Annotated in this window: 23 protein-coding genes; 5 read left to right on the top strand and 18 right to left on the bottom strand. The window is 64.9% G+C overall.

Annotated elements, in window-relative coordinates; translation table 11 throughout:
• The first annotated feature begins 33 nt into the window (after nucleotides 1–33).
• Together DY467_RS18075 and DY467_RS18070 are read left to right on the top strand one after the other, a co-directional pair.
• Entirely contained in the window at nucleotides 34–1263 is a 1230-nt protein-coding gene (locus DY467_RS18075; RefSeq protein WP_164638001.1) for a Coenzyme F420 hydrogenase/dehydrogenase, beta subunit C-terminal domain, read from the top strand.
• A gap of 115 nt (nucleotides 1264–1378) precedes the next feature.
• Nucleotides 1379–1828, top strand: a complete 450-nt coding sequence (locus DY467_RS18070) for a ferritin-like domain-containing protein (protein ID WP_107346492.1) — start codon at nucleotides 1379–1381, stop codon at nucleotides 1826–1828.
• Between the two features lie 317 nt (nucleotides 1829–2145).
• On the opposite strand, the gene DY467_RS18065 is transcribed toward DY467_RS18070, so the two are convergent.
• The 9 genes from DY467_RS18065 to pufB form a co-directional block, all read right to left on the bottom strand.
• A complete protein-coding gene (locus tag DY467_RS18065) occupies nucleotides 2146–2601 on the bottom strand; it encodes a hypothetical protein (protein ID WP_107343518.1) in 456 nt (151 codons plus the stop codon).
• Nucleotides 2602–2727: 126 nt separating this feature from the next.
• Nucleotides 2728–5895 (bottom strand): multidrug efflux RND transporter permease subunit, encoded by a 3168-nt coding sequence (locus DY467_RS18060; RefSeq protein ID WP_164637999.1) that lies wholly within the window; start codon nucleotides 5893–5895, stop codon nucleotides 2728–2730.
• Nucleotides 5896–5905: 10 nt separating this feature from the next.
• Nucleotides 5906–7105, bottom strand: coding sequence for an efflux RND transporter periplasmic adaptor subunit (locus DY467_RS18055; RefSeq protein ID WP_107354727.1), 1200 nt, complete (start codon nucleotides 7103–7105; stop codon nucleotides 5906–5908).
• Between the two features lie 347 nt (nucleotides 7106–7452).
• Nucleotides 7453–8994 (bottom strand): flavin-containing monooxygenase, encoded by a 1542-nt coding sequence (locus DY467_RS18050; protein WP_205502514.1) that lies wholly within the window; start codon nucleotides 8992–8994, stop codon nucleotides 7453–7455.
• A 140-nt stretch (nucleotides 8995–9134) separates the two neighbouring features.
• Nucleotides 9135–9428, bottom strand: coding sequence for a hypothetical protein (locus DY467_RS18045; RefSeq protein ID WP_107343515.1), 294 nt, complete (start codon nucleotides 9426–9428; stop codon nucleotides 9135–9137).
• A 15-nt stretch (nucleotides 9429–9443) separates the two neighbouring features.
• On the bottom strand, nucleotides 9444–10094 hold the full coding sequence (locus DY467_RS18040; RefSeq protein WP_164573230.1) for a hypothetical protein: 651 nt from the start codon (nucleotides 10092–10094) through the stop codon (nucleotides 9444–9446).
• 18 nt (nucleotides 10095–10112) lie between these two features.
• Entirely contained in the window at nucleotides 10113–11549 is a 1437-nt protein-coding gene (locus tag DY467_RS18035) for a PucC family protein (protein ID WP_107343513.1), read from the bottom strand.
• 186 nt (nucleotides 11550–11735) lie between these two features.
• On the bottom strand, nucleotides 11736–11915 hold the full coding sequence (locus DY467_RS18030; protein ID WP_011157053.1) for a light-harvesting protein: 180 nt from the start codon (nucleotides 11913–11915) through the stop codon (nucleotides 11736–11738).
• A gap of 12 nt (nucleotides 11916–11927) precedes the next feature.
• Nucleotides 11928–12083 (bottom strand): light-harvesting antenna LH1, beta subunit, encoded by a 156-nt coding sequence (gene pufB / locus DY467_RS18025; protein WP_011157052.1) that lies wholly within the window; start codon nucleotides 12081–12083, stop codon nucleotides 11928–11930.
• 345 nt (nucleotides 12084–12428) lie between these two features.
• Between pufB and DY467_RS18020 the strand changes: the two genes are divergently transcribed.
• From DY467_RS18020 to DY467_RS18010, 3 genes are all read left to right on the top strand, one after another.
• On the top strand, nucleotides 12429–14741 hold the full coding sequence (locus DY467_RS18020; protein WP_164637997.1) for a GAF domain-containing protein: 2313 nt from the start codon (nucleotides 12429–12431) through the stop codon (nucleotides 14739–14741).
• 19 nt (nucleotides 14742–14760) lie between these two features.
• Nucleotides 14761–15432, top strand: a complete 672-nt coding sequence (locus DY467_RS18015) for a response regulator transcription factor (protein ID WP_107346490.1) — start codon at nucleotides 14761–14763, stop codon at nucleotides 15430–15432.
• 133 nt (nucleotides 15433–15565) lie between these two features.
• Nucleotides 15566–16768, top strand: a complete 1203-nt coding sequence (locus DY467_RS18010) for a CaiB/BaiF CoA transferase family protein (protein ID WP_164637995.1) — start codon at nucleotides 15566–15568, stop codon at nucleotides 16766–16768.
• Nucleotides 16769–16771: 3 nt separating this feature from the next.
• Here DY467_RS18010 and DY467_RS18005 read toward each other — a convergent pair whose 3' ends face one another.
• The 9 genes from DY467_RS18005 to DY467_RS17965 all read right to left on the bottom strand — a co-directional run.
• The gene (locus DY467_RS18005) at nucleotides 16772–17020 is read right to left on the bottom strand and encodes a DUF2249 domain-containing protein (RefSeq protein WP_107343510.1); all 249 of its coding nucleotides are present in this window, start codon (nucleotides 17018–17020) and stop codon (nucleotides 16772–16774) included.
• A 39-nt stretch (nucleotides 17021–17059) separates the two neighbouring features.
• On the bottom strand, nucleotides 17060–18286 hold the full coding sequence (locus DY467_RS18000; RefSeq protein ID WP_164637993.1) for an NnrS family protein: 1227 nt from the start codon (nucleotides 18284–18286) through the stop codon (nucleotides 17060–17062).
• Between the two features lie 209 nt (nucleotides 18287–18495).
• Nucleotides 18496–19188: an NnrU family protein gene (locus tag DY467_RS17995; RefSeq protein WP_164637991.1), complete on the bottom strand. Its 693-nt coding sequence runs from the start codon at nucleotides 19186–19188 to the stop codon at nucleotides 18496–18498.
• Between the two features lie 177 nt (nucleotides 19189–19365).
• On the bottom strand, nucleotides 19366–21018 hold the full coding sequence (gene pgm / locus DY467_RS17990; protein ID WP_164637989.1) for a phosphoglucomutase (alpha-D-glucose-1,6-bisphosphate-dependent): 1653 nt from the start codon (nucleotides 21016–21018) through the stop codon (nucleotides 19366–19368).
• A 339-nt stretch (nucleotides 21019–21357) separates the two neighbouring features.
• Entirely contained in the window at nucleotides 21358–22203 is an 846-nt protein-coding gene (locus DY467_RS17985; RefSeq protein ID WP_164572107.1) for an alpha/beta fold hydrolase, read from the bottom strand.
• A gap of 130 nt (nucleotides 22204–22333) precedes the next feature.
• A complete protein-coding gene (locus tag DY467_RS17980; protein ID WP_264075930.1) occupies nucleotides 22334–22729 on the bottom strand; it encodes a response regulator in 396 nt (131 codons plus the stop codon).
• A 102-nt stretch (nucleotides 22730–22831) separates the two neighbouring features.
• Nucleotides 22832–23662, bottom strand: a complete 831-nt coding sequence (locus DY467_RS17975; RefSeq protein WP_164638055.1) for a phosphodiesterase — start codon at nucleotides 23660–23662, stop codon at nucleotides 22832–22834.
• Nucleotides 23663–23686: 24 nt separating this feature from the next.
• Nucleotides 23687–24748, bottom strand: coding sequence for an ABC transporter ATP-binding protein (locus DY467_RS17970; protein WP_164637987.1), 1062 nt, complete (start codon nucleotides 24746–24748; stop codon nucleotides 23687–23689).
• A partial coding sequence (locus DY467_RS17965) for an ABC transporter permease (protein WP_164637985.1) occupies nucleotides 24745–25039 on the bottom strand: 295 nt, incomplete at its 5' end. The genes DY467_RS17970 and DY467_RS17965, both read right to left, overlap by 4 nt.

Here is a 25039-nt window from a genome sequence, read left to right as displayed (position 1 = left end):
GAGGCCATTGGCCGGTTCCTACAAGACGCGCCCATGCACGACCGCAACACCTCGTCTGCACTGTGGACGCCGCCGCTGAACCAGCCGGCGGAGCGCGAGCTGTGCACCGATTGCGGCGTGTCGCGGATGAGCGATCCAAAGCAGTGCGGCCAAGCCTGCCAGTTCATCAAGCCGGACTATCCGGCGATGGAACAGCGGGTGCACGGCCGCAACCGCGACAGCGCCTCGAGTGACGAGGCGTTCTTCGGCCCCTATCGCCGGATGCTGCAGGCAGCGATGAAGCAGCCGCGCGAGGGCGCACAGTGGACCGGCATCACCACCACCATCGCGCAGCGGCTGCTGGAGACCGGCGCGGTCGACGCGGTGATCGCGATGGCGCCGGACCCGTCCGACAAATGGAAGCCGATGCCGGTGCTGGTGACCAAGCCGGAAGGCATGGCGCAGTGCCGCGGCATGCGGATGGGGTACGCACCGTCACTGGCGCTGATCGAACCGGCCATCGCCGCCGGCTATAAGCGGCTCGCGGTGATCGGCGTGCCCTGCCAGATCTACGCGCTGCGCCGGCTGCAGGATCAGCTCGGCCTTGAAAAGCTTTACGTGATCGGCACGCCGTGCTCGGACAACACCACCACCGAAGCGTTTCACGGCTTCCTCGATCTGCTGTCCGACAAGCCCGAGACCATTACCTATCTGGAATTCTGTGCCGACTATCACGTCGAGATGCGGTTCGACGACGGCAAGGTGAAGCGGGTGCCGTTTCTGCTGCTGCCGATCTCGAAACTGCCGCCGGACTTCTTCCCGATCACCTGCCGCACATGCGTCGACTACACCAATACGCTCGCCGATATCACCGTGGGCTATATGGGCGGACGCGGCGAACAGTGGCTCCTGGTGCGCAACGAGCGCGGCGAGGAACTGCTGAGGTTGCTCGGCGACGACGTCAAACTGAGCGAACCGACCACCGCCGGCAATCGCGTGGCGCCGGTGAAGGGCTTCCTCAAGAACACTGAGCTCGCCGCCGGCGGCCTGCCCGTGCGCGGCATGCCGAACTGGCTGCGGCCGTTCATGGGATGGCTAATGCCGAAGGTCGGGCCGCGCGGGATAGAATTCGCGCGCGCCCGGGTCGAGATGAAGGCGGTCGAGACCGTGCTGCATCTGCGGCGGCACTACAAACACAAAATGAAGAACATGATACCGGCTCACGTCTGGGCCCTGGTGAAGCCTTACGGGCTCGAGCCGCAAGACGGCGAACGCCGCAACTAACAACTTTCCGTGCCGTGGTTCCTGTCCGGAACCGAGTTTCCTGATCCCGGTTATCGCGCGGCAGGTGCGCGGGCGTTTGTCGCTCGCCATCGCTGAACCGAACATGGAGGCTGACGTGGACACCGATATCATCGACCACCTGAAGACGCTGCACACCAGCGAGATCGACGCCCGCAACGGCTACGAGGAAGCGCTGGAAGACGCCGAAGGCAAGGGCATGACGCCGCTGTTTCGCGACATGATCGCGCTGCATCACGGCAACGCCGAAGAATTGGCCGGCCTGCTGATCAACGCCGGCGAAACCGCCGACGATTCCGGCTCGTTCATGAGCGTGGTTCACCGCACCATCATGAGCGTGCGTTCGTTGTTTGACGGCCTCGACGGCAGCGTGCTGCCGGGCCTGATCGACGGCGAAAAGCGCAACTTGTCCAAATACGACGACGCGCTGAAGGTCACCGCCGGCCTGCCGTCGATCGCATCGACGCTCTCCACCCAGCGCGCCAAGATCAGTGAAAAGATCGCCCTGATGGAGCAGCAGAAGGCAGCCTACGAGGCCGCGCACTAAGCAACGCCATCATCCATCAAGCACGACCTCGGGGGCCGCGGCCCCCGTTTTTGTGTCTGGCGCTCCGACGGACTCAGCAACACCCGCAACCTCGTGGGCAAGGAGGCGCAAAGCGCCGTCTCGAACCATGCGCCGCAGGCGATGTGGCTCCTCATCCTTCGAGACGCCCGGCTTTGCCGGGCTCCTCAGGATGAGGACTTCGGACGCTTGGCAAAGGCCAAATCCGCTTCAATCAATCGATGAAGCGCTCTAGCAAGACAAAGGCCCCGGTCTTTCGACCGAGGCCTTGTTGTTAACCCAGCTCACGCTGCCGGAAATTACTTGGTCACCGTGCCGGTCGAGCCCGGCGAGTTGCCGACGCCGGTGTCGGACGCGGTCGGGGCGACGCGGGTGTCGGTGCCCGGGTTGTGCGGCTGATAGCGCTTCGGGTCGTTCTGCACGCCCTTCGGCTGCGCCATGCCGGTGGTGCCGGTGGCCCCCGACTCGGAAGCCGGGCCGCTAACCTGCGCGGTGTCGCGCTCACCGCCCTTGTAGGTGGCGCCGAACGCCAGCAGGCCCATCGCGATGAACGCGAACACCGCGATGCCGGCGAGTTCGGGCAGAGCGCCATCGGGCGCCGCGCCGCGGGCGGAGGTGCTGCCTTCCAGCGTATCGGCCGCGATCGCGCGGTTGGAGCGCGAGCGAATGAAGTTGATGAAAGCGAGGCCGACGATCACCACGCCTGCAGCGAGCGTGAAGAACATCAGCCAGCTAATCGGTTGGTCTCCGTTCATGAATTCCTCCAGTTGTCGGTCGACGAGACGAGTTGTTCACCTGTCGACCAACAACTGGAGATAATTCGATTGGTTCCGGCTTTCCGCCCGCGGGAATCGCGAGCGGACAACGCTCGCAATTTCGATTTAAGCTTGATCGTGCGGCAGTTGCGCGTGCATCGGAACCTGATGCGTCAGGGTTTCCCCGACAGGATCGTCGGAACGGTCGCGGGCGAATAGCCGCTGCACGACGACGAAGAACACCGGAACAAATAGCAGCGCCAGCACCACGACCGCGATCATGCCGCCCATCACGCCGGTGCCGAGCGCCTGCTGGCTTTTGCCGCCAGCGCCACTCGCGATCACCATCGGCAACACGCCCGAACAGAACGCCAAACCGGTCATCAGGATCGGCCGGAAGCGCAGATGGCACGCCTCCATGGTCGCCTCGCGCAGCGTCTTGCCTTCCTTGCGCAGGTCCTTGGCGAACTCGACGATCAGAATCGCGTCCTTGGCAGCGAGACCGATGATCGTGATCAGGCCGACGGTGAAGTACACGTCGTTCGGCAGCGACCGCGTCGTCGCCGCCACCACCGCGCCGGCGATACCGAGTGGCACCGTCAGCAGCACCGACAGCGGAATCGTCCAGCTTTCGTACAGAGCCGCCAGCACGAGGAACACCACCAGCGCCGACAGCGCCAGGATGATCGGGGCCTGCGAGCCCGACAGCTTTTCCTGCAGCGACTGGCCGGTCCAATCGTAGCCGAAGCCGCGCGGCAACTGATCGGCGAGGCGCTCCATCTCGGCGATCGCGTCACCCGAGGTGAAGCCCGGCCGCGCCTCGCCGCTGATGCGGATGGCCGGATAGTAGTTGAAGCCGACGATCTGGGTCGGGCCCTTGGCCCATTCCACCGTGGCGAAGGACGAGAACGGCACGAGCTGGCCGCGACTGTTCTTCACCGTGTAGGACAGGATGTCGTCGGCGTTCATCCGCCCTTCCGCGTCGGCCTGCACGATCACGCGCTGCATGCGGCCGCGATTGGGGAAGTCGTTGATGTAGGCCGAGCCGAGATTGGTCGAGATCGTGGTGTTGATGTCCTCGAAGGTGACGCCGAATGCGCCGGCCTTCTCGCGGTCGATCATCAAGTTGAGCACCGGCGCCGGCGGCAGGCCTTCGACATAGACCTTCTGCAGCACTGGGCTGGCGTTGGCGGCGGCAATCAGCTGCTCGCTGGCCTTGACCAGCGCCTCGTAGCCCTTTTGGCCGCGATCCTGCAGCCGGAAGCTGAAGCCCGACGAGTTGCCGAGGTTGTCGACCGGCGGCGGCTGCAGCGCCGAAATTCGGGCGTCGCGAATCCCGCCGAGCTTGCGGTTGGCATCGTCGACGATCGCGGCGGCGGAGGAGTTCTCGTCGCGCTCGCCCCAGTCCTTCAGCGTGACAAACGCCTGCGCGGCGTTCATGCCCTGGCCGAGGAAGCTGAAGCCGGTGAGGAAGGTGACGTTCTGGACGCCGTCGCGCTTGAGCAGATAGTCCTCGACCTGCTTCACGACGTCGTAGGTGCGGTTGTAGGACGAGTCTGACGGCGTCTGCACGTCAACGGTGACGAAGCCCTGGTCGTCGATCGGCAAGAAGCCGCCGGGCATCCGCGCCATGCCCCAGCCGAGCACGGCGACCAACACCGCGTAGATCACCATCAGCCGGCCGGTGCGTCCGAGATTCCAGCGCACAATGCTGGAATAACGCTCGCGGATATTGTCGAGCGTCCGGTTGAACCAGCCGAACACGCCGCGCTCGGCGTGGGCGTGGCCCTTGTTGACCGGCTTCAGCAGCGTGGCGCACAGCGCCGGCGTCAGCGACAGCGCCATCAGCGCCGAGAACGCGATCGCCGACACCATCGTGACCGAGAACTGCCGATAGATGATGCCGACCGAGCCGGGGAAGAACGCCATCGGCAGGAACACCGCGATCAGCACCAGGGTGATGCCGATAATCGCCGAGGTGATCTGCGACATCGCCTTGCGGGTCGCCTCCTTGGGCGGCAGCCCTTCCTCGGACATGATGCGTTCGACGTTCTCGACCACCACGATCGCGTCGTCGACCAGAATGCCGATTGCCAGCACCATGCCGAACATCGACAGCATGTTGATCGAATAGCCGAACAACAGCAGCGACGCGCAGGTGCCGAGCAGCGCCACCGGCACCACGATGGTCGGGATGATGGTGTAGCGGATGTTCTGCAGGAACAGGAACATCACCACGAACACCAGCACCACCGCTTCGACCAGCGTATGCAGCACCTTGGTGATGGAGGCCTCGACCACCGGCGTGATGTTGTAGGGGATCTCGTATTTGATGTTGGCCGGGAAGAAGCGCGACAGCTCCTTCATCTTGGCCTCGACCGCGCTGGCAGTGGCGAGCGCGTTGCCGGTCGGCGACATCAGCACCGACAGACCTGCGGTCGGCTTGCCGTTGAGGCGGGTGTTGAACTGATAGCTGAAGCCGCCGATCTCGATCCGCGCCACGTCGCGCAGCCGCACCGTCGAACCGTCGGAGTTGGCGCGCAGCACCACGGCGCCGAATTCATCCGCCGACGACAACTGGCCCTTCACCAGCACCAGCGCGGAGATCTTCTGGCCCTTCGGGGTCGGCTCGGCGCCGATGCTGCCGGAAGCGACCTGGGCATTCTGCGCCTCGATCGCCTTGGTGACGTCGTCGGCGGTGAGGTTGTAGCCGATCAGCTTGGCCGGATCGATCCAGATGCGCAGCGCGCGCTCGGTCGAATACAGCGTCGCGCGGCCGACGCCGGGGATACGCCGGATTTCGCCGAGCACGTTGCGGATCATGAAGTCGCCGAGGCCGACTTCGTCGAGTGATCCGTCGGTCGACGTCAGCGTGATGATCTGCAGCACCGCGCTGGAGGCTTCCTCGACCAGGATGCCCTGCTGCAGCACCGCGCGCGGCAGACGCGCCTCGATGCGCTTGATGCGGTTCTGCACGTTCACCGACGCCATTTCGGTGTCGGTGCCCGGCTCGAAGTTGGCGATGATTTCGACTTGGCCCAGCGAGTCGGAGGTCGACTCGAAGTTCAGAATGCCGTTGGCGCCGTTGAGCTCTTCTTCGATCAGCCGGGTGACGCTGTTGTACAGGTTCTCCGGCGAGGCGCCGGGATATTGCGTCGACACCGAGATCGAGGGCGGCGCGATGATCGGATATTGCGCGACCGGGAGAAACGGAATCGAGATCGCGCCGATCAAGCAGATGAACAGCGCGATCACCCAGGCGAAGACCGGCCTGTCGATAAAAAATGCGGGCATCGGGCGGCGCCTATCGCACCGCGTTCGCCGAACCCGTGGTGGTCGGTGCGGCAGCCGCCGACCGGCGATCACTGACGCTCACCGGCACCACGGTGTCACCCGCAGCGAATTTCTGGAAGCCTTCGACCACCACCCGCTCGCCCGGCTTCAAGCCATCGAGCACCAGATAATGGCCGTCCTGCTGCGCGCCGACCCGCACCGCCTGCACAGCGACGCGGTTGTCGTCCTTGACGACGAACACTTCGCTGCCGCCGCCGCTGTTGCGCTGGACCGCCTGCTCCGGCACCGCCAGGGCGTCGGCGTCGATGCCCTGCTCGATCCGCACCCGGACATACATGCCCGGCAGCAGCTCGCGCTTCGGATTGTCGAACTCGGCGCGCAGCGTCACCTGGCCGGTGTAGGCATCGACCTTGGCGTCGGAGAACAGCAGCTTGCCGTGCACCGGATAGTGCGTGCCGTCGTCGAGCACGAGGTGAGCGCGCACCGCATCGGCGGCGATCTGATCGAGCTCGCCGGAGTCGAACGCGCGGCGCAGCCGCGCCATCTCGGACACCGGCTGGGTGAAGTCGGCATAGACGTGGTCGAGCTGCTGAATGGTCGCGAGGCTGGTGGCATCGTTTTGGACCACGAGAGCGCCTTCGCTGACCAGCGCCGCACCGATCCGGCCGCTGATCGGCGCGCGGATGGTGGCGTATTCCAGATTGAGCTTGGCGCGTGCGACTTCGGCTTCGCGCACAGCGACTTCGGCCGCCGCCTGGCGCAGATTGGTGGTCGCGACTTCGTTGGCGGCGCGCGACGCCGCCTGCTCGCTCGCCAGCATCGAGACGCGCTTGGCGTGCATGTCGGCCTGATCGCGGGCGGCGGTGGCCTTGGCGAGCGCAGCTTCGGCAGCCTGCAGCTCGACTTCGAATGGGCGCGGATCGATCTGATACAACGGATCGCCGGCGTTGACCTCGCTGCCCTGCTGGAACGTCCGGCGCAGAATGATGCCGGAGACGCGCGGCCGCACGTCGGCAACCCGGATCGGCGCAATCCGGCCCGGCAGTTCGCGCACAATCGAGCGCGGCTGCGGCTTCACGGTGACGATGCTGACTTCGGGCTTCTCCGCCGCAGAAGCGTTGGCGGCGGACGGTTCCTTGCACCCGGCAAGCGCCGGCGCCAAGACGGCGAGCGCAACGGCCGTCCAACCCAGCTTGGTCCATCCCCGCATCAAAATAACCTCTTCAATCCGTCTCGTGTCATCCGCGAGGCACCGACGCCTCGTCATGCGCAGCCGACCGTCGGCTGCCGATCGCAGCAACGCGATCGTGGACACGCTTGATGAATGGAAATTAATCGCGGAATTGTGCGGCACAACATCGTACGGCGGCGGCGCAATGTCACACGGTACGGAACCGCATGAACTCGTTGCGCTTTCGCCGCCTCACGGCTGTGTGAATCGGAGAACTACGAAGTGATAAGAGGCCCTGCGTTCCACCGAACTGAGTTAATCGAAAGTTAAAGACGGAGACCTGCCGGCACGCTCACACGGAACCGGCAGGCGACCTCTGCGGCAGATCAGCTGCCGTAAACAAACGCCGGATCGTCGAGATCGATCGCCGGGAACTGATCCTTCTCGGTCCAATAGTCCTGGCTGTGCTGCCATTCCGGCTTGTCGCCGCGCTTGGGCAGCAAGTGCATCCCGCGCATCAGGTAACCGGGATTGAAGTTCTCCGGATCGATCCACGGCAATAGCGCCATGTCCCGGTCTTCCGGCCGCAGCGCCGGTACCACGCTGCGATGGCCGTTCTGCTTCATGTGGCTGAGCAGACGGCAGACGAAGTCGGCGACCAGATCGGCCCGGAGCGTCCAACTGGCGCGGAAATAGCCGAACACCCACGCCATATTCGGTACGCCCGTGAACATCATGCCGCGATAGGTCACGGTCTCGGCGAAATCGAGCGGCTTGCCGTCGATCGAGAATGCGATGTCGCCGAGCACGTTGAGATTGAAGCCGGTCGCGGTGACAACGATGTCGGCCTCGAGCGTCTCGCCCGACTTCAGCCGGATACCTTGCTCGGTGAAGCGGTCGATCTCGTCGGTGACCACCGAAGCCTTGCCGGATGCAATCGCCTTGAACAGATCGCCATCGGGAACGAAGGCGATGCGTTGCCGCCACGGCCGATAGCTCGGCGTGAAGTGCGGATCGAGATTTGCATCCGGGCCGAGATGGGCGCGAACGCCGGCGAGCAATTCCTGCTTCACCACCTCGGGCTCGCTCATCGAGCGGCGGGTGAAGGTCGCCTGATCGAACAGGATCTTGCGGCGGACGATCTCGTGAATCCAATCTTCGGAGATTCCGAGCTCGCGCAGCGTGTCGGCGATCTCGATCTTGTTGCGGCCGGGAATGAAATAGGTCGGCGAGCGCTGCAGGACGGTCACGTGCTCAGCCTTGGGGGCGATCGACGGCACCAGAGTCGCAGCCGTCGCGCCCGACCCGATCACGATCACCCGCTTGCCGGCAACGTCGAGATCGTCCGGCCAGGTCTGCGGGTGGACGATCCGCCCCTTGAACTCGGCCATGCCCGGCCATTCCGGGGTATAGCCTTCGCTGTGGCGGTAGTAGCCCTGGCACATCCAGAGGAAGTTGGCGGTGAAGCGCACGGTCTCGCCGCCCTCGCCGCGCAGCGCCTCGATCGTCCAGCACGCATCCTCGTTCGACCAGTTCGCCGAAACGATGCGGTGGCGGTAGCGGATGTGGCGGTCGAGATCGTGCTCGGCGATCACCTCGCCGAGATAGTCGCGGATTTCGGCAGCCGTCGCGATCGGCTTTCCGGTCCATGGCTTGAAGCGATAGCCGAAGGTGTAGAGGTCGCTGTCGGAGCGAATGCCAGGATAGCGGTGGGTTCGCCAGGTACCGCCGAAGCCGTCCTGGGCTTCGAGCACGGCAAAGCGGGTACCGGGACACTGCGTCGTCAGGTGGTAGGCGGCACCAATGCCGGAAATTCCGGCGCCGACGATCAGCACGTCGACATGTTCGCAATCGGGATGGGGAGCGGGGCCGCTGAACGGCGCGGACGCCGCGGCGCTGCTGGACGCAGCGGAAGCAGAGTGGGTCATGTTTCCTCGACTTTTTTTGTGTCGTTGGAAACAGATTGACCGCTGGGCGCGCGTTTGCCCAGCATTTTCTTGCGACCCAAAAGCACGGCGCCGCGGGCATTGCTGCCCGCGGCGTCATGGGACCTGTAAGGCCGGCTGGCTCAGATGTTGAGCAGCAGCGGATAGCCGGAGAACGACTTGTACTCGCCTTCCTGCTTCAGGATCAGCGGCGCGCCGGAGAAGCCCCGGTATTCGCCTTCCTGCTTCAGGATCAGCGGGGTGCCGGAAAAGCTCTGATACTCGCCCTTCTGCTCGAGGATCAGCGGAGTACCGGAGTAACCCTTGTACTCGCCTTCCTGCTTCAGGATCAGCGGCTCACCGGAATAGCTCTTGTATTCGCCTTCCTGCTTGAGGATCAGCGGATGTCCAGAGTGTCCTTTGTATTCTTCGCTCATGGTCGATTCCTTTACTTAGAGTAGCACTGGCAGGCCCAGCCAGGAGGAGAAGGGTGTGGAGTTGTTGATCAACAGCGGCTCGCCCGAGTACGACTTGTACGGACCGCTGGTGTCCAGCAACAGAGGAGTCCCTGAGAAGGACTTGTATGGGCCGCTGCTGTCGAGCAACAACGGTGTTCCGGAGAACGACTGATACGGGCCATCGCTGCTGATAACCAGCGGCGTACCAGAGAAGGTCTTGTCGCTGTCGACCAGCAGCAAGTCACCGGAATAGGATTTGTACGGGCCGGAGGTCTCAAGCAGCACCGGCGCGTGGATCAAATTCGAGAACGGCGCGGCATCGCTCTGTTCGGCGGCACGCGACGAGGACGACGACTTCAGGCTGATCGGGTTCGGCCCGTAGCCGTCGAGAATCTTGGTCAGTTTCGCGCCGTAGCCGAACTCGGCCTGCGCCGCGACGACGACGCCACCCTTCTTGAGATAGTCGGCATAGGTCGCGGCTTCCGCGCGCGACACGCCGGCCTTGAGAAGCGCGGCAGCAGTCTCTTCGGTGGACGAACGGCCGGCCGTGACCACCGCGTATTTGAAGGAATTGCTCTTCAAATCGCTCTCGAGTGCCGACAGGCGGCTGCTCGAGTCATACAAGCGGGTGATGATGTGGGTCATAGCTACTCCGTCTCACTCTCAGGACCCGCGCAACTGGCCCTGCATCAGAATCGGCTCCCGCCGCCGTGTCAGAGGGAACATCGTCACCAGCGTGGCAATGAGCAACACTAGTTCGAGGTAATAGACAAAGTGATAACCCGCTGCGGCGCCGCCCCAACCGTGCGGCGCATAAGCGGTTACCACGTCGCGAAGAATACCACCGAGCGCGATAGCGATACCGGCGGCCGAAGCCTGCACAGCGCCCCAGGCGCCCAGTGCGAGACCGACCTGATCCTTCGGCGCAGCGTTCATCGTCGCGGTCAGCGTGCCGTGGCCGAACAGACCGGCACCGAAGCCGATCATCAGCGTACCGAAGCCGAACACCAGCGCAGAGGCCGTGCTCGACGACAGATCGGCAGAGAAGATCACCGCAAGGAATGCCGGAATACCGACCAGCGCGCCGAAGCTCGCCATCCGGAACGGATCAGCACCGCGGCTCAACACGCGCGAGGCGTAGCCGAAGCCGAACAGACCACCGACCGCCAGCGCTGCGGTGAGCTTGGTGGTGTCGCCGACGCTCAGATGCAGGATCTGACCGCCATATGGTTCGAGCAGCACGTCTTCCATGCTGAACGCCATGGTACCGAAGCCGACGGCGATCAGCCGGCGCATCGCGTTCGGACCTTGAATGAAAGCGTCCCACGACTCGCGGAAGCCACCGCTCGGCGCCTCAGGATGCGCGGTCACCAGATTGGGATTGTCGCGGCGGCGCGCTTCCATCTTCCAGGACGCGATGCCGTTGAGCACGATGGTGACGACGGCAGAGCCCTGGATCACCTGAATGAGGCGCCCGGGCGAAAACTCGGCGAGCAGCACACCGAAGATGATCGCGCTCGCGATCATGCCGAACATCAGCATGGTGTACATCAGGCCGACCACCTTCGGCCGCGACTCCGGCGGCGACAGGTCGGTCGCGAGTGCGAGGCCGACGGTCTGGGTGGTGTGCACGCCGGCGCCGATCAGCAGAAATGCCGCGGCGGCTGCAACCTGTCCAACCCAGACGGGGGCCTGCGCCGAGTCGCCGCCGCCGGACAGAACCAGCAGCGCGAACGGCAGAATGGCGAGGCCGCCGAACTGCACCATCGTGCCCTTGTACAGGAACGGCACGCGGCGCCAGCCCAGCGCAGATTTATGAACGTCGGATTTGAAGCCGATCAGCGCCCGGAACGGCGCAAAGATCAAAGGCAGCGAAACCATCACGCCGACGATCGAGGCCGGCACGTTGAGTTCGACGATCATCACCCGGTTCAGGGTGCCGACCAGCAGCACCAGCGACATGCCGACTGCGACCTGAAACAGCGACAGGCGCAGCAACCGGGATAGAGGCAGATCCGGCGTGGCCGCATCCGCGAAAGGCAGAAAGCGCGGCCCAAGCGAGGACCAGACCTTCATCATCTTTTGGCTGACTGTGTTCATCGTGCAGCGATTCCAGCTTGCGTGAGCCCGGCGGTCAGATCCGCCGGTGTCCGATCGAACAGCACCACTTTGCGACCAAAGATGAACTGCGGCAGATCAAATGTCCGCACCCCGCTCCGGCTACAAAGCAAGCGACCGGGACCCTTGGATCCCGGTCCAGCCACAACAGCTTCGAAAGAAGCTGAATTAGCCGATGGAGACCGAGCTCTCGATCGCCGCGGCCTTGCCGTTCCAGTACTTCGAGAACCAGGTGGTGTTGCTGAGAACAGCAAAGTGCACCAGGATCGCGATCACGGTCACGCTGCCGAGCAGGAGCGGAAGACCAACGGTCGGCTTCACAACAGTCCAAATACGACCTTGATTCATCTTACGTACTCCTTAGTGCAGCCAGGGCGAGTAAACATACGCCAGGAAGTGAGCGACGATGGCGATCGCGCCGAAAATGCGCGTGCCGTCGATCACATGCTTGTGGAGCTCTTCCGATTCCGCGATCGTCAGACCGGTCGGCCAGACCTTGTTGGGATCGTCTGCCATAGTAAATCCTCCTGAGAGACTTACGATCAGTGTCGTGCTGAACCTGCACGTAGGTTGATTGCTGCTACGCCGAACATTTGTTCGCTTGGTCTCAGCATTCCCTGTTCGCTCCTGCACCCGCCCTCTGGACAACGACGAGTCGCCTCGCGTTGGAGCAGACCGATGTGGATGCTTCCAGCCCTCGGATGACGAGGACTCACGCCCTGATCACATCCGAGTGATTGTAAGACTATCCTGACACACATCTTTGTCAATTTAACATGACACTGACGACTGTCCGTGTCATACCGGACATCCTCAAACCGGTCCGACGAGTCCCGGACACGGAAAATTGAGTAGATTGTGATGTACTCTGGCCTTGACAATTCTGCCGGGTTCAGGGTCTCGGACTTCGACCCGATCACCCTCGCCGGTGGGACGCGTACAGAGGTCCTGCCCGGTGCGATTCAGCCCCACGCCGCACTGCTGGCGCTGGCCCCGGCGGATTTGACCATCATCCACGCCGCCGGCGCGACCGAATCGCTGCTCGGCGCGGCCGCGGATCTGTTGCCGGGCACTGCCGCTTCGAGTGTGTTCTCGTCCGACCAGATCGCACGGCTGCAGACGCTTGCCGCTGCAGAGCGAGCGATCGAACGGCCGCAGCACGTCTTCACGCTGAGCGCGCCGGACGCCACGCCGATCGATGTCATCGTCCACCACGCCTCGGGGCTGCTGGTCGTGGAGCTCGATCCGCGGCGCGAACCCGCGCCGGAGAATTCGCTCGCGTTGGTGCAGTCGATGATCCGGCGGGTCCGGCCGGCGCCGAACCTGCAGGCCTTCTTCGACGCGATGGCCGCTGAGCTCCGCAACGTGACCGGCTTCGACCGGGTGATGGTGTACCGCTTCGCGCCGGAAGGCAGCGCCGACGTGATCGCCGAAGCGCGCGATCCCGATGCGAGCCCGTTCCTCGGCCTGCGCGATCCGCAACCGGACATTCCACATCGGCCGGGGCCTGCCAGCCGGATTCGGGTGCAGCCCGACGTTCACGCGCCCGCTGCACCGCTGGTGCCGGCGCACAGTCCGCGCAGCGGCACCGCACTTGATCTCTCGTTCAGCGCGATCCGCAGTTGCTCCCCCGAGCACCGGCTGTATCTGGCCCAGCTCGGCGTCGCCGCGTCGCTCTCGCTGTCGCTGGTGGTCGAAGGCGAAGTATGGGGCTTGATCGTCTGCCATCACGGCACCCCACGATTTCTGCCCTACCGGATGCGAGAAGCCTGTGCGCTGTTCGCCGAAATGGCGTCGTTGCAGCTCGAGGCGCGGCTCGCCGCCGATCAGCTCGCCGCGCGGCTGCGTAGCACGCGCATCCACGAAGAGCTGGTCACGCGGATGAGTCAGGAGTCGGATCTCGCCGAAGGGCTGATCCGGTTCTATCCGAACCTGCTCGACTTCATTCCGGCCGCCGGCGTCGGCCTGTGGATCGACGGCCAGTTCACCGGGATCGGCGCGACACCGGGTCCTGCGCAGGTCGCCGCGATGATGGGATGGCTGCACGGCGTTGCGCACGACGGCGTCTATCACACCGACTGCCTGGCGCTGGCCTATCCGCCCGCCAAGGCGTTCGCCGGCTGCGCCAGCGGACTTTTGGCGCTGTCGCTGTCCAATACGCCGCACAACTACGTGCTGTGGTTCCGCCCCGAAGTGGTTCGCGTCGTCACCTGGGCCGGCATGCCCAACAAGCCGGTCGGCGTCGGTGCCGATGGCAGCCGAACGCCCAAAGGCTGTGCTTCGAGTTGGCAAGAGTCGGTGCGGCTGCACGGCGAGCCGTGGCGCGACGCCGAAATCGATGCGGCGCACCGGCTCCGCGAGTCGCTGCTCGACGTCGTGCTGCGCCGGATCGACGGCATCGCCCGCGAGCGGCGCTCGGCGCAGCTGCTTCAGGAACAGCTGATGCGCCAGGTCGAGCTCGGCCTGAGCCGCTCCAAGGACGTCGCCAAGACGCTGCAGGAAGAGAAGCGGCGGCGGGTGCTGGTCGAGGCGGACCTATCCAAGGTGCTGCGCAGGACAGTCGAAGATCAGGAAGCCGAACGGCTGCGGATCGCCCGCGAACTGCACGACACGCTGGGACAGTCGCTGACGCTGTTACAGCTCGGCTTCGACAAACTCGGCCAGGCCGCCGGCGACAATCCCGAATTGCAGCAGCGCATCGCCGAGATGAAGAGCCTGACCGCCGATGTCGGCCGCCAGGCCAATCGCCTCGCCTGGGAAATCCGCCCCACCGCGCTCGACGACCTCGGCATCCAGACCGCGATCCAGAACCTGCTCGACTCCTGGAGCGAGAAGTCGAGCATCGAGTTCGACCTGCACATGACCCTCGGCTCGCGCCGGCTGCCGTCGCCAGTCGAGACGACGCTGTACCGCGTGCTGCAGGAAGCGCTCACCAACGTCGTGCGCCATGCCTCTGCCCGCCACGTCAGCGTCATCCTGCAGCTCGGCGACGACCAGGTGACGATGATCGTCGAGGACGACGGCTGCGGCTTCGTCACCGCCGGCCACAAGCAGCCATCCGGACGGCTGGGCCTGCTCGGCATCCGTGAGCGGCTGACATTGGTCGGCGGCTCGCTCGAAATCGAATCCGCGCCCGGCAAGGGCACTGCGCTGTACGCGCGCATTCCGCTGTGACCAGATGAAAGCAACCGCGATGGACCAGCAATCCCCTTCCCGACTGCGCGTGTTTATCGCCGACGATCACCCGGTGGTGCTCAGCGGCATGAAGGCGCTGGTCGCAGGCGATCCCGGACTCGAAGTGGTCGGCGAGGCCAGCGACGGCCCGAACGCGCTCCGCCGCGCCACGGAATTAAAGCCGGACGTCGCCGTGCTCGATCTGTCGATGCCCGGCCTCAACGGCATCGAGGTGGCGCGCAAGTTCCTCGCCGCGTGTCCGGACTGCCGCGTGCTGGTGCTGACCGTGCATGAAGACGGCGCCTACTTGCGCCAGCTGCTCGACCTCGGCGTCGCCGGCTACGTGCTGAAGCGCTCCGCCACCGACGAACTGATCCGCGGCATCCATGCGGTCGGCAGCGGCGGCATCTATCTTGATCCGGCGATTGCCGGCCGTGCGATCGGGCGTACCACGCCGCATCTGCACAATGGCGACGAACACAACGCGGTGTCGGAACTGTCGACCCGCGAGATCGAGGTGCTGCGGCTCGCCGCGATCGGCCATAGCAACAAGACCATCGCCGCCAAGCTGCAGATCGGCGCCAAGAGCGTCGAGACCTACAAGGCGCGCGGCATGGCCAAGCTCGGCTTCCACAACCGCGTCGAGGTGGTGCGGTTCGCGCTCAGCATGGGCTGGCTTTCGGACCCATAGCGTCCGTTCCATTTCGCCCCGTTGATCCTGTTCGATCGACCCGCTAGCCTGCTGTTCATTGAGCAAGCAACTTCCCGCGGGCGCTGGCGCTGTACGCGTCGCGCCTAGAACGGGGAGGATCAGGGGAGACCGAATGACCGTCGAAACGCGGACGCAGAAACCGCTGGCCACCTCCGCCAACGCCAAGGCCCTCGAGGGGCTCCGCGTGCTCGATTTCTCCACCACCATCGCCGGCCCGCACTGCACCCGGATGCTGTCCGACATGGGCGCCGAGGTGATCAAGATCGAAGCCGCCGACGGCGACACCATGCGGAACCGGCCGCCGGTGCGCGAGGCCTGCAGCACCGCATTCGGTCAGCTCAACGTCGGCAAGAAGAGCATCGTGCTCGACCTGAAATCGCCCGACGGTCTCGAAGCGGTGCAGCGGCTGGTCGCCGGCGCCGACATCCTGGTCGAGAACTTCCGCCCCGGCGTGATGCAGCGGCTGCAGATGGACTACGCGTCGCTGCGTGGCTTCAATCCCGAGCTGATCTACTGCTCGATCTCCGGCTACGGCCAGACCGGACCATCCGCGGAACTGCCCGCCTACGCGCCGGCGATCCATGCCGCATCCGGCTTCGACCTCGCGCACCTCGCCTATCAGCCCGGCCGCGACCGCCCGGATTATTGCGGCATCTATCTCGCCGACGTCGTCAGCGGGATCTACGCCTATGGGGCGATTACCTCGGCGCTGTATCAGCGAGTCCGCACCGGCGAGGGTCAGCACATCGACGTGTCGATGCTGGAGGCGATGCTGACGCTGACGCTGAACGAGATGCAGTGGTCGCAGTTTCCGGTGACGCTGCCGGCGCGGCCGCAATTCGGCCCGGTCGAAACCTCCGACGGCTATGTGATGATCGCCGTCGCCAGCGAGAAATCGTTCCGCAGCTTCATGCTGGCGGCCGAGCGACCCGACCTGATCACCGATCCACGGTTCGAAAAATACGCCGACCGCCGCCTCAACTGGGGCGAACTGATGGACACGGTCGAGACGAGCTGGTCGAGCAAGCTGACGTCGAAGCAATGCCTCGCCGCGCTCGACAAGTTCGGTGTGCCCTGCTCGGCCTATCGCACCGTCGCCGAGGCGATGGCCGATCCGCAGACTGAACATCGCAAGGCACTCGCCGAAGTTTACGACGATGCCGGCAGCTTCAAGGTGCTCAACCTGCCGTTCAGGATGTCGTCGGCCAATCCGTCGCCGAACCCGCGGGTGGCGCGGCTCGGCGAGCACACCAAGACGGTGCTGCAGCAGGCCGGCTATTCGGACGAGGACATCGCCCGGTTCGGCGCACGTTGAGTGCTACGCGGCGCGGCGGAGCTGCACGCGCCACACCTCCGGTCCCTGCTCCAGATAAGTCCACTGGCAATCGTCGCCGTGGACCGACGCGAAGAACTGGCGGAGCGGCCGCGGATCGTGATCGACCACGATCTGCATCGCCTGTCCGGGCGCCAGGTGATCGAACAGCCGCGGGATGATCTCGTGGCGCTGATAAGGCGGGATCTCGCGGACGTCGAGCACGCGTTCGGTCGTGGTGGCGGCTTCGGTCATGGCTTTATCCTGGTTGGAGTGAGTGAAGGTTCGGGCGGATCAGTGCGGCTTGCCGCGGGCGAGCAGCGTCGGGCCATAGCTCAGCGCAAAGCCGAGGAAGGCGGTGGCCCAGCCGAGCGCCGCCAGATGCAGCAGCGGATCGCTCCAGGCCGGTAGTAGCGCCGCCGCGATCCGCGCGGTGACGGCGAACAGGGCGGCCAGATAGATCCCCTGCGTCGGCAGCGAGGCGGTGAGTTGCTGGCCGGTGTGGCCGAGCGATGCGCGGGTCATCACCGCCAGCGTCATCACGCCGGCGCCGCCGACCATCCAGGCGTGGATGCCTGCGCTGACCGGGATCAGCCCGAACGCCGCCGCTGAGGTCAAAAGGAAGCCGAGCGGGATGAACAAATAGCCGACATGCAGCACCAGCAGCAGCTTCTCCTTGACGGTGCGGTCGCCGGCCCAGCGCGCCAGCCGGACCAGATGCAGCACGCCGGCGATCAGTAAGGCCGAGCCGCTGATCGGGCTGAACGGCATCGCAACCCACAGCACCAGCGTCAGGCCGCTGAACGCGACGATCACCATGTCGAGCTTGTTGAACGGCTGCGGCAGCCGGCCGGGATTTGCGCGCACCAGCCAGTTGCGGGTGAAGCTCGGCGTGATACGGCCGCCGATCAGCGAGATCAGCATGATCACCACCGCGATGCCGATCCGGATGCTGTAGTCGGCAGTGCCGCCGAAATGCGCTTCGAGATGGAATGCGACGTTGCCGACTAGCAGCAGCGTCAGCAGCGCGACGACGTTGAGGTTGCGCCAGTTCCGCCCGGCGATGATCTCGCGCAGCGCCGCAAGCGCCACCAGCAGCAGGAAGCAGGCATCGATCAGCAGCGCGGCGAGCCAGCCGGTGTCGGCCGAGAACGTCACCGCCAGCCGTCCGGCGAGCCACACCACCGCCAGCGTCGCCAGCGGCGCACCCTGCAGCGGCAGGCGTCCGGTCCAATTCGGAATCGCGGTGAGCAGGAAGCCGGTGATCACCGCTGGGAGATAGCCGTACAGCATCTCGTGGACGTGCCAATCGCGCGGCGCGAACGCGGTCTGCAGCGTCAGCTCGCCGTGATATACCGGCAACCACAGCAGCACCGCGACCGCGGCGAAGATCGCGCCGAGCAGAAAGAACGGACGGAAGCCGGCCGACAGGATGGTCAAGCGGCTCTGCAACGGATAGCGCGGCACCGGCTTGCGCTTGGCGGGGCCGGCTGCGGAAGATTCGATCGTCGTGCTGCTCATCGCGGTCCACCGGAACTGACACCGGCGGTGCATTGCCGGCTCATCCTGTGTAGGAGCGCGGCGTCCAGCGCTGGTTGTGCCAGCACAAACTCGCGAACGATTTGCAGGGAACAGCATCGTCTGTCACTGCGAGTCGGACGAACAGTTCCAGCTCAGTGGACGAAGTTGGATTGCTTCGCTGCGCTCGCAATGACGGCTGAGACTGCCGGTTAGGGCAGCGGCGAGACGCCGATCACCAGCGGATGCAGCAGCAGCAGCGACAGCCACGCCGCGATGCCGATGCCGAACCGCAAGAGGCTGATCCGCCAGCGCTGCGGCTTGAAGCGGCCGCTGATCAGCGCCGCGAACGGCCAGAACGAGGTGCGCGCCGCAAGTTCCGCCCAGCGCTCGGCGCCGAGCTGGCGCCGCTTGCGGCGGTCGATGATCATCATGCCGACCAGCGCGATCATCGCGAAGAAGCCGAACAGCAGCACATGCGCGATGTCACCGTTCGGCACGACATGCGCGCCGGCCCAGAGGCCGATCGCCCACAACAGCGGATGCCGGACGATGCCGACGACGCCGGGGTGTTGCGGATCGAATATTTTCCGCGGATCGCCGCCGAACGACAGCGGATTGGCGGCTCCGATGCCGAACGCCGCAAACTGGCAGGCGAGCGGCAGCGCCAGGTTCGGCACCCACATCTGCCAGGTCTCGAACGGCCACAGCTCGACGAACGGCGCCCGCTCGGTGGCGACGATCAGCCAGGTCAGCACGACCAACGACTCGATGCTGTAGGCGATCAGGAAGCCGCGCTCGCCGAGCGCACCGACCAGCCTCGTCCGCACCGCCGGCCGCACCGGAATCGCGTGGCTGAGCAGGAACACGGCGAAGGCGGCGACGAATTCAGTCCAGCCGGACACGGTCGACCTCACACGTTGGCGGCGCAGTCCGTCATTGCGAGGAGCAAAGCGACGAAGCAATCCAGCGTCGTGCGTAGAGGTCTGGATTGCTTCGCTTCGCTCGCAATGACGGAGTGAAGCGATGACAATTTATCTGGCAGACATCGCCCGGCTTGCCGGTTCCAACGTTGTCGCGCGTCAACCTGCGGCGAACATTGCGCTGAGGGCGGCCTGGGCTTCGTGTTGGATCTTGCTGAGGTGATCGGCACTGACGAAGCTCTCGGCGTAGATCTTGTAGACGTCCTCGGTGCCAGACGGACGCGCCGCGAACCAGCCGTTCGCGGTGGTGACCTTGACGCCGCCAATCGATTGGCCGTTGCCAGGCGCCTTGGTCAGCGTCGCGGTGACCGGCTCGCCGGCAAGCTGGGTGATGCCGAGCTTCTCGGCGGTCAGGGTCTTGAACAGCGCCTTCTGGGCCGGCGACGCCGCCGCATCGATCCGCGCATAGAACGGCGCGCCGAGTTCTGCGGTGAGGCGCTGATACAATTCGCCCGGGTCGGCCTTGCTCACCGCTGTGATTTCGGCCGCGAGCAGCCCAAGGATGATGCCGTCCTTATCGGTGGTCCAGACGCTGCCGTCGCGGCGCAGGAACGAAGCGCCGGCGCTCTCCTCGCCGGCGAAGCCGAAGCTGCCACCGATCAGTCCGTCAACGAACCATTTGAAGCCGACCGGAGTCTCGACCACCTTGCGGCCGATCTTGTTGGCGACGCGATCGATCATCGCGCTCGATACCGCGGTCTTTCCGATCGCGGCGTCGCGGCCCCAATGCGGCCGGTGTGCGAACAGATACGCAATCGCGACCGACAGGTAGTGGTTCGGATTCATCAGCCCGCTCGAGCGGGTGACGATGCCGTGGCGGTCGGCGTCGGTGTCATTGGCGAACGCCACGTCGAAATCGTTGCGCATCCCGATCAGCCGCGCCATCGCGTAAGGCGACGAGCAGTCCATCCGCACCTTGCCGTCCCAATCCGCGGTCATGAAGCGGAAGGTCGGATCGACCGCGTCGCTGACCACCTTGGCGTCGAGCTTGTAGCGCTCGATGATCGGGTGCCAGTAATGCACCGCGGCGCCGCCGAGCGGATCGATGCCGAGCTTGACGCCCGAGCTGCGGATCGCCTCCATGTCGACCACATTGGCGAGGTCCTCGACATAGGGCGTGATGTAGTCGCGGCGATGCACGCAAGCCGCCTTGCGGGCGCGATCGTAGGAGATCCGCTTGACGCCCTTCAGCCCGTTTTCGAGCATCGCATTGGCGGCCTTCTCGACTGCCGAGGTGATGTCGGTATCGGCCGGGCCGCCGTTCGGCGGATTGTACTTGAAGCCGCCGTCCTCGGGCGGATTGTGCGACGGGGTCACTACCACGCCGTCGGCAAAGCCGTCGGTGCGGCCGCGATTGTGGGTGAGGATCGCGTGCGAGATCACCGGGGTCGGCGTGTAACCACCGCGGTCGTCGATCACGACGTCGATTTCGTTGGCGGCGAAGACTTCGAGCGCGCTGACCAGCGCCGGCTCGGCCAGCGCATGGGTGTCGATGCCGATATACAACGGACCGGTGATGCCGGCGGCGCGGCGATGATCGCACACCGCCTGGCTCACCGCCACGATATGGTTCTCATTGAAGGCATTGTTGAGCGACGAACCGCGATGCCCGGAGGTGCCGAACGCCACCCGCTCGGTCGCCACCCCAGGGTCCGGCTTGCCGGCGAAATACGCCGTCACCAGCCGCGGGACGTTGACCAGACTGTTGGGATCGACGGTCTTGCCCGCCAGCGGGCTCACCTTCGCAGCCATCTTGCACTCCATGACTTCAGATCAGGTCCGATCCCTCGCCCGCCGCGGGTCGGCCGTCAAGACGGCATCCGGATGAGTTGTTCGAACGAGGGCGCCTGCGCGGAACAGTTCGCGAGTGACACGGTTATCGCCCCAGGTTGGATGACTGGAGGATGAGACATGACTTTCGGAAAAGGCGCGTTGATGTGGCTGATCGGGATCCCGCTGCCGATCATCATTCTGCTGGCGCTGTTCTGGCGCTAATTCGCGCGCAGTAACAGTATTTTGGAAGGGTCTCGGCCGCGTCGGCGCGAGGCCCTTTCGTTTATCGGCCCGGCACTAAACACGCCAGCGCTTGCGCTACGGACCCATCGCCCGCGGATCGTTGTACATCCGCTTGATGTCCTTCTGCACGTCGAGCGGCTGCAACTTGCTGCTGCCCTCGTCGGACAAGAATTTGTCGAGCGTCGACTGAATCCGCGCCTTGACGCTGTCCGGGCCGCGGTCGCTCAGCTCGGTGTGCTGGGCGCCGGTGTCGATGATTTCGATGCCGGCCTCCTTGGCTGTCTTGGCATCGGGCAGCACGCCGGGGTCGGTCTTGAACTGCGGATCCTTGGACCGGAACGACAGGATCTTGGCGAAGCCGGAGGTCACGAACGGCACCCGCAAATTGTCCAGCGTCACCACGCGCCGCACCATTTCGGGGTGCTGCTGGGCGAAGAACATCGAGATGTCGCCGCCATTGGAATGGCCGACCAGAGTGAGATGATCGTAGTCGGCGTTGGGCTCGAGCCTCTTCAGCTCCTTGAGGGCGAAGAAGATGTTCTGCTCGCCGCGCTCATACACGGCCAGGCGCCCGACATAGAGCGAGCCGGCCACCGTCATCAGCGGCTTGTCGTCGGGGAGATCGTGCTGGATGCTGGCGACCAGATAGCCGCGGGCGGCGAGCACGTTGGCCAGGAACGAGTATTCGGTGTTCTTGACGGTGTTGCCGTGGCTGACCACCGCGACCGGCAGCGTGACCATTCCGGCCTCAGCCTTCATTTCGGCGTCTCGCCGCACTGCGAGATCGATCGCGACCGGACGACCGCGCGCTTCGTCGAAGAAGGTCAGCGTCTCGTGCCTGATCGCCCAATGGCTGAATGAAAAGTACGCCGCGGCGGCGACCACGCTCAGCAGGCAGAAAATGATCAGTGGCCGTTTCATGATATCCTAGTCCGTCCTCCCTTATTCTTTAGCTGGGACGGGAGGATAGCTCGAAAAGACCTATTTCTAGAACGATACGATTAAATTTTGGAAAGCGCACGGGCAAGTGCCATCGTGGCCCGATCCCGGTTCAGGCCAACATTTCTCGCAGCAACCCGGTAATCTGCTCGGGAGTGTACGGCTTTGGTACAAAGCGGCCGCCATCCGGCAGATCATCCGCAGTCACATGCACCCGTCCCGAAGTGGCGACGATCTTGATCGGCGGCCATCGGCCGCGCACAGCGCGGGCCAGCTTCAAGCCGTCCATCGAGCCCGGAATCTGGATGTCGGTGAACACCACGCGGATATCGTCGCGCTTCTCAAGAATCGCGATGGCATCATCGGCCGATCCGGCCTCCAGCACCTGGAATCCAGCCGTCTCGATCATATCGACGGCGTTCATGCGCAGGAGCGGTTCGTCTTCGACCACCAGCACAACAGGTCTCCTGCTCACCTCAGTCATCCCTCTACCGTCCCGACCGATCATCAAGGGCTTAGCCTCTTGATCGTTCCGGGCCCGAAAGGTTTCCCTCGGTAAAATTGTTCCTAATTCCCGCAGCGTCGTTAATGCCGCAGGGTTCCTACGGCTTTACAGAAGTTTGCCGTCGGCGCCGAAGAACGGATGCGGGCCGTCGAACGCTCCGATCGGGACCTGATGCGTGACGAGTTCGCCGCGCTTGGCGAACCAGGTGTGCAGATGAAAAGCCGGCGGTTCGACGCAAAACGAGGGCACGAGCTGTTCGCCGAGATCCAGCGCCACCGCATGATTGGGGGCCGGACAGATCGTCGCGACAGTCCCGGCAAAGCCGGTCACCGTTGGGCGGTGCACGTGGCCCGCAGCGACCAGCCGCACCCACGGATAGCGCTCGACGAGGGTCGCGAACTCCGCGGCGTTGCGAAGGTTCTGGCGATCCATGTGCCAGATGCCGGTGGCGAAGGGCGGATGATGCAGGAACAGCAAGGCGGGCCGGTGATCCGACGACGACAGCACCGCCTCGAGCCACTGCAACGTCCCGGCATCGAGCTCGCCATGCGGCTGTCCATGGACATTGGAGTCGAGCAGCACGATATCGATCCCGTCGACGGGATAGAGCTGATTGAGCGGGCCCTCGGCTGGAAACGTTGGCTGGGCGAACGCGGTGCGCATCAGGTCGCGGGAATCGTGATTGCCCGGTACGGCAACGAACGGAATCTGCAGCGGCGCCAACAGTCGTTCGAGATGCGCGTATTCCTCAGCGCTTGGGGTATCGACCAGATCGCCGGAGATCACCACGAGGTCGGGCCGCGGCGTCAGCGCGTTCAGCGCTGCGACGCAGCGGGTCAGCGCCGCCGCGGTGTCGACCTTGCCGTAGGCGAGTTCGCCGGGTGCCTTGATATGCAGGTCTGAAATCTGGGCGATCAGAATCGGCTTCGGCGGCATGGTCGGATTTCTCATTCTGGTTCGTCACAGTTGCTCGGGCAGCAGCCGGATGGCTTCGGGATCGGCCACGAGGCCGATGCGATCGCCGCTCCGGATCGGCAGCGCGTTCGGTGCGTCGATCGCCAGTGGCCGCGCGGCTGCGCCGGACACCACGACGCGCTGGCGGTCGCCGACGAAACTGACGCTGTCGACCACGCCCTGCAGCGTCGCGGCCTCAGGTGCCGCAATTCGGATCGTCTCCGGGCGGATCATCGCGAGCGCGCGGCTGTGGCTATTGCTGCCCGCGACGCGCCAGTGTCCGCCCGGCAATCGCAGCGCCCCATCGGCGATCTCGGCCTCGATGATATTGGCAGCGCCGACGAACTCGGCAACGAACCGAGTGGCCGGGCGGAAATAGATCTCGCGCGGCGTGCCGACCTGCGCGATCGCGCCCTTGCTCATCACCACGATGCGGTCGCCGAGCGCCATCGCCTCGGCCTGATCGTGGGTGACGTAGATCGTGGTGATGCCGAGCGAGCGCAGCAGCCGGTCGAGTTCGCCGCGCAGCTTGTCGCGCAAGGCCGCGTCGAGCGTGGTGAGCGGTTCGTCGAGCAGCAGCACCGCGGGACGGATCGCCACGGCGCGGGCGAGAGCGACGCGCTGGCGTTGGCCGCCGGAGAGCTGATCGATCCGCCGATGCTCAAGCCCGGCGATGTTGGTCAGCGCCACCAGTTCGGCGATCCGCGCGGCACGCTCCGCCTTGGCGACGCCCCGGATCTTGAGCCCGTAGCCGATGTTGTCGGCCACCGTCATGTTGGGAAACAGCGCGTAGGACTGAAACACCATGCCGACATTGCGCTTCTCGATCGGCACCGAGGTCACATCTGCGCCGTCAAACAAGATGCGCCCCCCGGCATCCGGACTCTCCAGCCCGGCGATGATCCGCAGCATCGTGGTCTTGCCGCAGCCGGACGGACCGAGCAGCACCAGCGTTTCGCCGCGTGCGATGCTGAGGCTTGCCGGCTCCAGCGCGCGGGTCCCGTCCGCAAAGGTCTTGCCGCAGGCCGCAACCTCGACCGCCGCGCCGTGTCCGTCATCCGCCGTCATCGTTTCGGCTCCCGCTCCGCGAGCAATTGCATCGCCGCCAGCAATGGGACGATCATGATGAAGAAGATCAGCGTGTAGGCCGAGGCGACTTCGAGCCGCATCGACGCGTAGCTGTCGGCGAGGCCCACCGGCAGCGTCTTGGTCAGCGGCGTGTGCAGCATCCAGGTGAGATTGAACTCGCCGAGTGACAGCGTCACCACCATCAGGGCGCCGGCCAGAATGCCCGGCATCGCATTCGGCACGATGACATCGACGAACCGCCGCGCCGGCGACGCGCCGAGCGAGGCCGCG

This window comes from Rhodopseudomonas sp. BR0G17 (assembly GCF_010907025.1).
Classification (GTDB): Bacteria; Pseudomonadota; Alphaproteobacteria; order Rhizobiales; family Xanthobacteraceae; genus Rhodopseudomonas; species Rhodopseudomonas palustris_H.
Note: the sequence above shows the minus strand (reverse complement) of the source record. Positions and strands in the feature narration are given on the sequence as shown.

Bases quoted from the DNA above. Each gene is read 5' to 3' on its own strand.
- DY467_RS18075 (WP_164638001.1), top strand. From the start codon at position 34: ATGCACGACCGCAACACCTCGTCTGCACTGTGGACGCCGCCGCTGAAC.
- DY467_RS18015 (WP_107346490.1), top strand. From the start codon at position 14,761: ATGGACCAGCAATCCCCTTCCCGACTGCGCGTGTTTATCGCCGACGAT.
- DY467_RS18055 (WP_107354727.1), bottom strand. From the start codon at position 7,105: ATGCGGGGATGGACCAAGCTGGGTTGGACGGCCGTTGCGCTCGCCGTC.
- DY467_RS18000 (WP_164637993.1), bottom strand. From the start codon at position 18,286: ATGAGCAGCACGACGATCGAATCTTCCGCAGCCGGCCCCGCCAAGCGC.
- pufB (WP_011157052.1), bottom strand. From the start codon at position 12,083: ATGGCAGACGATCCCAACAAGGTCTGGCCGACCGGTCTGACGATCGCG.
- DY467_RS17980 (WP_264075930.1), bottom strand. From the start codon at position 22,729: ATGATCGGTCGGGACGGTAGAGGGATGACTGAGGTGAGCAGGAGACCT.
- DY467_RS18010 (WP_164637995.1), top strand. From the start codon at position 15,566: ATGACCGTCGAAACGCGGACGCAGAAACCGCTGGCCACCTCCGCCAAC.
- DY467_RS17975 (WP_164638055.1), bottom strand. From the start codon at position 23,662: ATGCCGCCGAAGCCGATTCTGATCGCCCAGATTTCAGACCTGCATATC.
- DY467_RS18065 (WP_107343518.1), bottom strand. From the start codon at position 2,601: ATGAACGGAGACCAACCGATTAGCTGGCTGATGTTCTTCACGCTCGCT.
- DY467_RS18045 (WP_107343515.1), bottom strand. From the start codon at position 9,428: ATGAGCGAAGAATACAAAGGACACTCTGGACATCCGCTGATCCTCAAG.
- DY467_RS18005 (WP_107343510.1), bottom strand. From the start codon at position 17,020: ATGACCGAAGCCGCCACCACGACCGAACGCGTGCTCGACGTCCGCGAG.
- DY467_RS18020 (WP_164637997.1), top strand. From the start codon at position 12,429: ATGTACTCTGGCCTTGACAATTCTGCCGGGTTCAGGGTCTCGGACTTC.
- DY467_RS18030 (WP_011157053.1), bottom strand. From the start codon at position 11,915: ATGAATCAAGGTCGTATTTGGACTGTTGTGAAGCCGACCGTTGGTCTT.
- pgm (WP_164637989.1), bottom strand. From the start codon at position 21,018: ATGGCTGCGAAGGTGAGCCCGCTGGCGGGCAAGACCGTCGATCCCAAC.
- DY467_RS18050 (WP_205502514.1), bottom strand. From the start codon at position 8,994: ATGACCCACTCTGCTTCCGCTGCGTCCAGCAGCGCCGCGGCGTCCGCG.
- DY467_RS17970 (WP_164637987.1), bottom strand. From the start codon at position 24,748: ATGACGGCGGATGACGGACACGGCGCGGCGGTCGAGGTTGCGGCCTGC.
- DY467_RS18060 (WP_164637999.1), bottom strand. From the start codon at position 5,895: ATGCCCGCATTTTTTATCGACAGGCCGGTCTTCGCCTGGGTGATCGCG.
- DY467_RS17985 (WP_164572107.1), bottom strand. From the start codon at position 22,203: ATGAAACGGCCACTGATCATTTTCTGCCTGCTGAGCGTGGTCGCCGCC.
- DY467_RS18035 (WP_107343513.1), bottom strand. From the start codon at position 11,549: ATGAACACAGTCAGCCAAAAGATGATGAAGGTCTGGTCCTCGCTTGGG.
- DY467_RS18040 (WP_164573230.1), bottom strand. From the start codon at position 10,094: ATGACCCACATCATCACCCGCTTGTATGACTCGAGCAGCCGCCTGTCG.